Origin of the sequence: Candidatus Magnetobacterium casense (assembly GCF_019173545.1) — a bacterium.
GTDB lineage: Bacteria > Nitrospirota > Thermodesulfovibrionia > Thermodesulfovibrionales > Magnetobacteriaceae > Magnetobacterium > Magnetobacterium cryptolimnobacter.
In genome coordinates, this window is record NZ_JABXWD010000233.1 from 1 (window position 1) to 5,576 (window position 5,576).

3 protein-coding genes are annotated in these 5,576 nt (G+C 47.3%); all 3 read right to left on the minus strand.

The annotated features are described in order from the left end of the window. Nucleotides 1-188 precede the first annotated feature (188 nt). A complete protein-coding gene (argJ, locus tag HWQ67_RS11995; protein ID WP_218252928.1) occupies nt 189-1,382 on the minus strand; it encodes a bifunctional glutamate N-acetyltransferase/amino-acid acetyltransferase ArgJ in 1,194 nt (397 codons plus the stop codon). Between the two features lie 453 nt (nt 1,383-1,835). Beyond that, entirely contained in the window at nt 1,836-3,017 is a 1,182-nt protein-coding gene (locus HWQ67_RS12000) for a hybrid sensor histidine kinase/response regulator (protein ID WP_218252929.1), read from the minus strand. After that, a partial coding sequence (locus HWQ67_RS12005) for a hybrid sensor histidine kinase/response regulator (RefSeq protein WP_218252930.1) occupies nt 2,998-5,576 on the minus strand: 2,579 nt, incomplete at its 5' end. The genes HWQ67_RS12005 and HWQ67_RS12000, both read right to left, overlap by 20 nt.

Genomic DNA, 5,576 nt, shown 5'->3' on the forward strand with positions numbered 1-5,576 from the left:
GATTTGTGTTAAAGAAGACCTCATGTCTTTATCCTGTAAATCCTTTAATCTGTGTAATCCTAGTTCAGACAATCCCTGATGGTTACTTGAATGTGACATTGTCAAATTATACACAACATTTCAATTGTATAGCTGAACTATTACGAAGATACAAATGTTCTGTCCATGTACTTATTGAGATAGGGCTTTCAGCTCCTGTAGTGTGCGTTTATTTTAACGTAGTCCTCCGTGAGGTCGCATGTGAAAATCTTTGCAGCGCCCTGTCCTGTGTTCATATTGATGGTTATGACAATGTCGTTCTTTTTAAAGACCTCGTAGGCCAGGGAGTCGTTGTTTACGCCGTATCCGTCCTTGACCACCAGCACGTCATCAAAGTAGACATCAACGCAGTTGGGGTTAAACGTCACGCCGGAGTATCCGATGGCAGCCATGATCCTGCCCCAGTTGGCATCTCCGCCGCAGATGGCAGTCTTGACCAGGAGGGAATTGGCCACGGTCCGTGCAAGTTTGTTGGCATCGGTATCGCTGTTAGCGCCGACGACCTTTATGGTGACAAACTTGGTGGCACCTTCGCCATCCTTAACGCACATTACGGCCAACTCCATGAGCATCTCCTGAAGCACCGTCCTGAAAGAATGAAACCCATACCCGTGTGCAACCACCCGTTCGTTGCCGGCCTGACCGTTGGCCAGTACCAGGACGGTGTCATTGGTGCTGGTGTCGGCGTCAACGGTGATCCTGTTAAAGGTCTTATCCACGGCTTCCGTCAGGGCCAGTTGCAGCGCCGTGTGGTCGATGTTGAGGTCGGTTATGACAAAACACAACAACGTGGCCATATCCGGGGCTATCATGCCGGCTCCTTTTGCGATGGCCGACACGGTGGCAGTGCAGGAGGCAAGCTCTATGTCTCTGGAGACGGCCTTGGGGAAGGTGTCCGTGGTCATGATTGCCGATGCGGCATCCAGCAAGGTTCTGTTGACGGGGTTGGCCAGCGACTCATACAGCGCCGGTTTGATCCGCTCCATAGGCAGTTGTACGCCAATCACCCCGGTGGACGCCACCAGGCAGTTGTCCACGGCAATGTGCAGGGCATCGGCGACCATGGCAGACATCTCAACAGCGTTGGCGAATCCCTGCCGGTCCGTGCATGCGTTTGCGTTGCCGCTGTTTATGACAACGGCCTGCGCACAACCGTCCCTAAGCCTCTCCATATCCAGGAGGACGGGGGCGGCCTTTACCACGTTTCTTGTAAAAACGCCCGCTGCCGATGCAGGCGTCGTGGATGATATGACAACGATATCCCGGCGACCGGGCGCCTTGATTGCCGCCTCCGCCGTGGTGATTATAAATCCCTTGGGTAGTTTGTGTTCACTCTCTTGCACTCTGTGTCCCCTTTATATATACATTAAGTATTCTTACCTTAAAAATTAACGTGACAATGTCATGCTGATATACTAAACTAAAACCATTGAAAACATCAATAACAGACTCCAACACGGCAGGGGGCAGCACCACAATTAACCGTGGTTGTCAGGATTTAAGCCAATTGTATCCCCTTATAATATGCCGTTGTTACGTATCCTCTTTATATTTCAGGGTAACTATACTTTTACGCATCCTGGATTCCTGGTCAAGCCAGGAATGACACACTTGAAAAACAGCTGTAATTGTCATTCCTGCTAAACATGTCCCTGGCTTGAACAGGGAGCAGGAATCCATGCCTTTTACCGTGAAATACATTTTACCCTGCTTTTTTAAGAGGATACGTTGTTACTGTGTTTGAGCAACGTGACCACGCTTGAATGGAGTGCTACCTACGGATTGTTGTCTGCCGGCTATTCTGTTGATTGCCGTAGTTCTATCGTAAACACGGCGCCTTCATCCCTGTTTTCAACCGACAGCCTGCCTCCGATGTTTTTCTCTATGATGACCTTGGCAATATACAGGCCGATCCCGGTGCCTGCATCGGCCTTTGAGGTGACGCCGTAGTCAAATATCATTGTTAGCATCTCCTGTGGGACCCCTCCGCCGGTGTCTTGTATCTGTATGCTTATCGTATCGGATTCCCTGAGCAGGTCAATGCGGATATCCTCCCTGTGGTGGCCGGTAAGTGATCGGGTCTTTCTCCGTTGCAGGACGGCGTCCTTTGCGTTGTTGATGATGTTTAGTGCGGCATGGATGAACTCATTCTTGCAGGCAGTAACAGACATACTTTCGCAGGGGGTTATCTCGGTGTGACTGGTGAAGGTATCGCCGTGGAGGTGGCACGTCAGCCTGTAGGAAATACCATCTCTTGAAAACTGATTGCCAAGCATGGACAGTGCACAACCTATGGCCACCTTGACGTCAAAGGTCTCTTGTCTCTTGTGGGGACTAAAGAAGTCCCTGAAGTCGTTTATTGTCGTTGACATGAAAAACACCGTATTGAGCAGCTCCTGTTCCAGGTCTTTGAGGTAGGTGTCATCGATCTTGCCGTCCATATGATCGAAAGCGATATTCTGGACAATGAGGGATAGTCTGTTGAGGGGTTGTTTCAACTGATGTGCTATGACGCCTATCATTTCGCCCATGGCGGCCATCTTGGACTGCTGGATGAGGACTTGTTCCTGTCGCTGTCTGGCCTTGGTGATCTCAAGGTGTGTGTTTACGCGTGCCATCAGTTCGGCGGTATTAAACGGCTTGGTTATGTAATCTACGGCCCCGACCTCAAACCCCTTGACGATATCAGCGGATTGGGTCTTGGCCGTCAGAAATATTACCGGGATGTGTGATGTCTTTGGATTGGATTTCAATATCTCACAGACTTCGTAGCCATTCATGACGGGCATGGAGATGTCAAGCAGTATGAGGTCTATTTTGTCGTATGAGACGATCTCAATGGCCTGTTCCCCGTTTGTGGCAACGCTTACGTCCATTCCGCGCGCACTTAAGACGTTGCCAAGTATCTGGAGGTTATCATACATGTCATCTACGATCAAGACCTTACTGCCGGAAGGTTCATTGTCCGATGATATCATTTTCAATCTCCTTGCTTAAAGACTCAGGCAACACCGTACCTGTCGAAAATAAATCTATTAATACCCTGAATTTCCCGAGGCTTACGACCAGCTTGTTGATGTCAAAGAGGCTTGCCTGCTTAACCAACAACTCTCCGTAGCGTTTTATATCGTCGAGGTTGTGCTGCTCTCCAAGTGAGATGAGGGTTTGTGCAAATGCCTTGATTTGCTTAATGTTCATACCCTTGATTACGGTTTCGTAGAGGGGCACTATGTCTGTGGTAAATTTCATGGCAAGGTCGCCGGTTATGGCGTTCTTTGCCGCAAGACATCTCAGCAGCTCATCTACGGCATCATCTTGAGAGTTGTCATCACAATGGGGTGGTTTTTGAGTATACGTCAGGTGTTTGGCCATAATGCCCAGAAGGTCATTTTTTGTGTATGGCTTCATGATATAATCATCGACACATTGTTTGATAAGTTTCAGTTCCTCTGTAAGTGTAGATGCGCTTATAACGACAATTGGAGTTTCCGTATTTTTTGTTTCCTTTAATTCAGTTATTGTCTGACAGACATCCATAATGGGCATCCGGAGGTCTATAAGGATCAGGTCAAAGCGTGTCCTGTCGGTAAACTCCAATGCCTCTCTGTCGTTGACAACCTCAACAATGTTGACGCCATGGTTATCGAGATAGCCGCTGACAATCTGCCTACTTGCATCGTCATAATCGACCAGCAGGATGGTTACATCTCTGAAGTCAATACGGTTGAGATATTCAAGGCTCCGGGGGGCATCTGCAATGGCAGCCTTGACAACACCAACGTGCGGGAAATTGACCAGAAATACGGTTCCGTGTCTTGGCTCACTAAAGACGCTGATTGACCCCTCAAACATCTCCACCAGGCGCCGCGTGATGGTCAGTCCCAAACCGGTACCGCCATACTTCTTGCTCCTCTGCCCATGTTTTTGTACGAATGGCTCAAAGACCATCCCTTGCTCCTCCTTTGGGATTCCAATGCCGGTATCGCGTACCTCAATGACCATATCAACCGAGGACTCATCGCTGCTTACCACCATTGCTCCCAGTGAGACAAACCCTCGGTCTGTAAACTTTACTGCATTGCCCGTAAGATTAAACAGTATCTGCCGCAGACGCGTCTGCTCCAATAATAAACTATCCGGCAGGTGTGGGTCAATGTATTTCTTAAACAACAACCCCTTCTCTATCGTCTTTAGCGAAAACATCTGCTCAACTTCATTAAATATTGCCCTAACATTGACCGGTTCGTATTGTATCTTGAGTTGACCGGCCTCAATCTTTGAGATGTCCAGGATGTCATCTATTATGGTTATGAGATTGTTACAGGCGTTTTGTATGTTTGTAATATAGCCCCTGTCATCGTGGTTGTCCCTGTTAAGCAGGTCGGAGAAGCCGATAATGACGTTCAACGGTGTCCGGATTTCGTGACTCATGTTGGCGATAAATTCACTCTTTATACGGTTGGCTGACTCCGCAAGTTCTTTGGTACGCTGAAGTGTCTCATTGGCGCGTTGTAATTCCTCAAACTTGTCCCTGAGCTGCTTGTAGATGGCATTAAAATTTTTGCCCAGGGAGTCTATTTCGGTTATAGAGTCATTTTCTATGGTGATATCCTTGTGTTCGCTGATGTTTTGGACAAGGTATGTGGTATTTTCCTCCAATTTCTTTACCGACAGGGTTATTCTCTTTATCAGATATCGGGTTATAAATAACGTTAAATAGATGATCAGTTGAATAAGCATGAGGCTATTGAGGTTTGACCTGAATATCTGTCTATACAAATAAATGGTTGGTATCTCTACTATAATACTCCAGCCTGAAATGGATTTAAGCGGCCTTTCCATAACGTACTTGGCCGCCTTCCATCTCTCCATTATGGATATGTTAGGTCTTATGTATGGGATCAGCAGGTCTATATCCGCGTCAACCCTGACTCTGCTTATTTTTTCTTCAACGGCGTAGCGATTGTACTGTTGCAAGGAGTCGTTGGTACAGACGACTACATTTCTGTTGCTGTCTATGAGTATGATATTGGATGACCAGAAACTCTTGATCTTTTTCAGCATATCCGTCAGATATTTCAGGTCTACCGGGCCTGAGACATAGCCAAGTATATCATTATTATCTTTCATTATGGGCACGGACATCACCACCACGGGTACCGGCAGTCCCAGTTTTGAGATTAATACGTCTGATATGGCAGGAGTCTTTGTTTTATTTATTTCCTTGTAGAGTTTTCTGTCCGAGAAGTCCGTGCCAATGGTTGGTCTGCCTAGTTCATCAATCTTCTGTGAACACGCAACAATAACTGACTTGCGGTTGAGAATGGAAAAGCGTATAAACGTCGGTAATGCACTGTCCAGTACCTCCAATCTTTGTTGAAACTGTGGTGATGTTGAGACATTTGGGTCATCGGCTACCAGGGCTATTGCCTGAAGCGGTTGAAGATGTTCTTTTGTCCATGCGTTAAGCATCTCATCGGTGTAATCTGCTATTGAGTGCAGGTTGGCAACTATTTCGGTTTCGTCGTCTTTGAGTT

Bases quoted from the DNA above. Each gene is read 5' to 3' on its own strand.
- HWQ67_RS12000 (WP_218252929.1), bottom strand. From the start codon at position 3,017: ATGATATCATCGGACAATGAACCTTCCGGCAGTAAGGTCTTGATCGTA.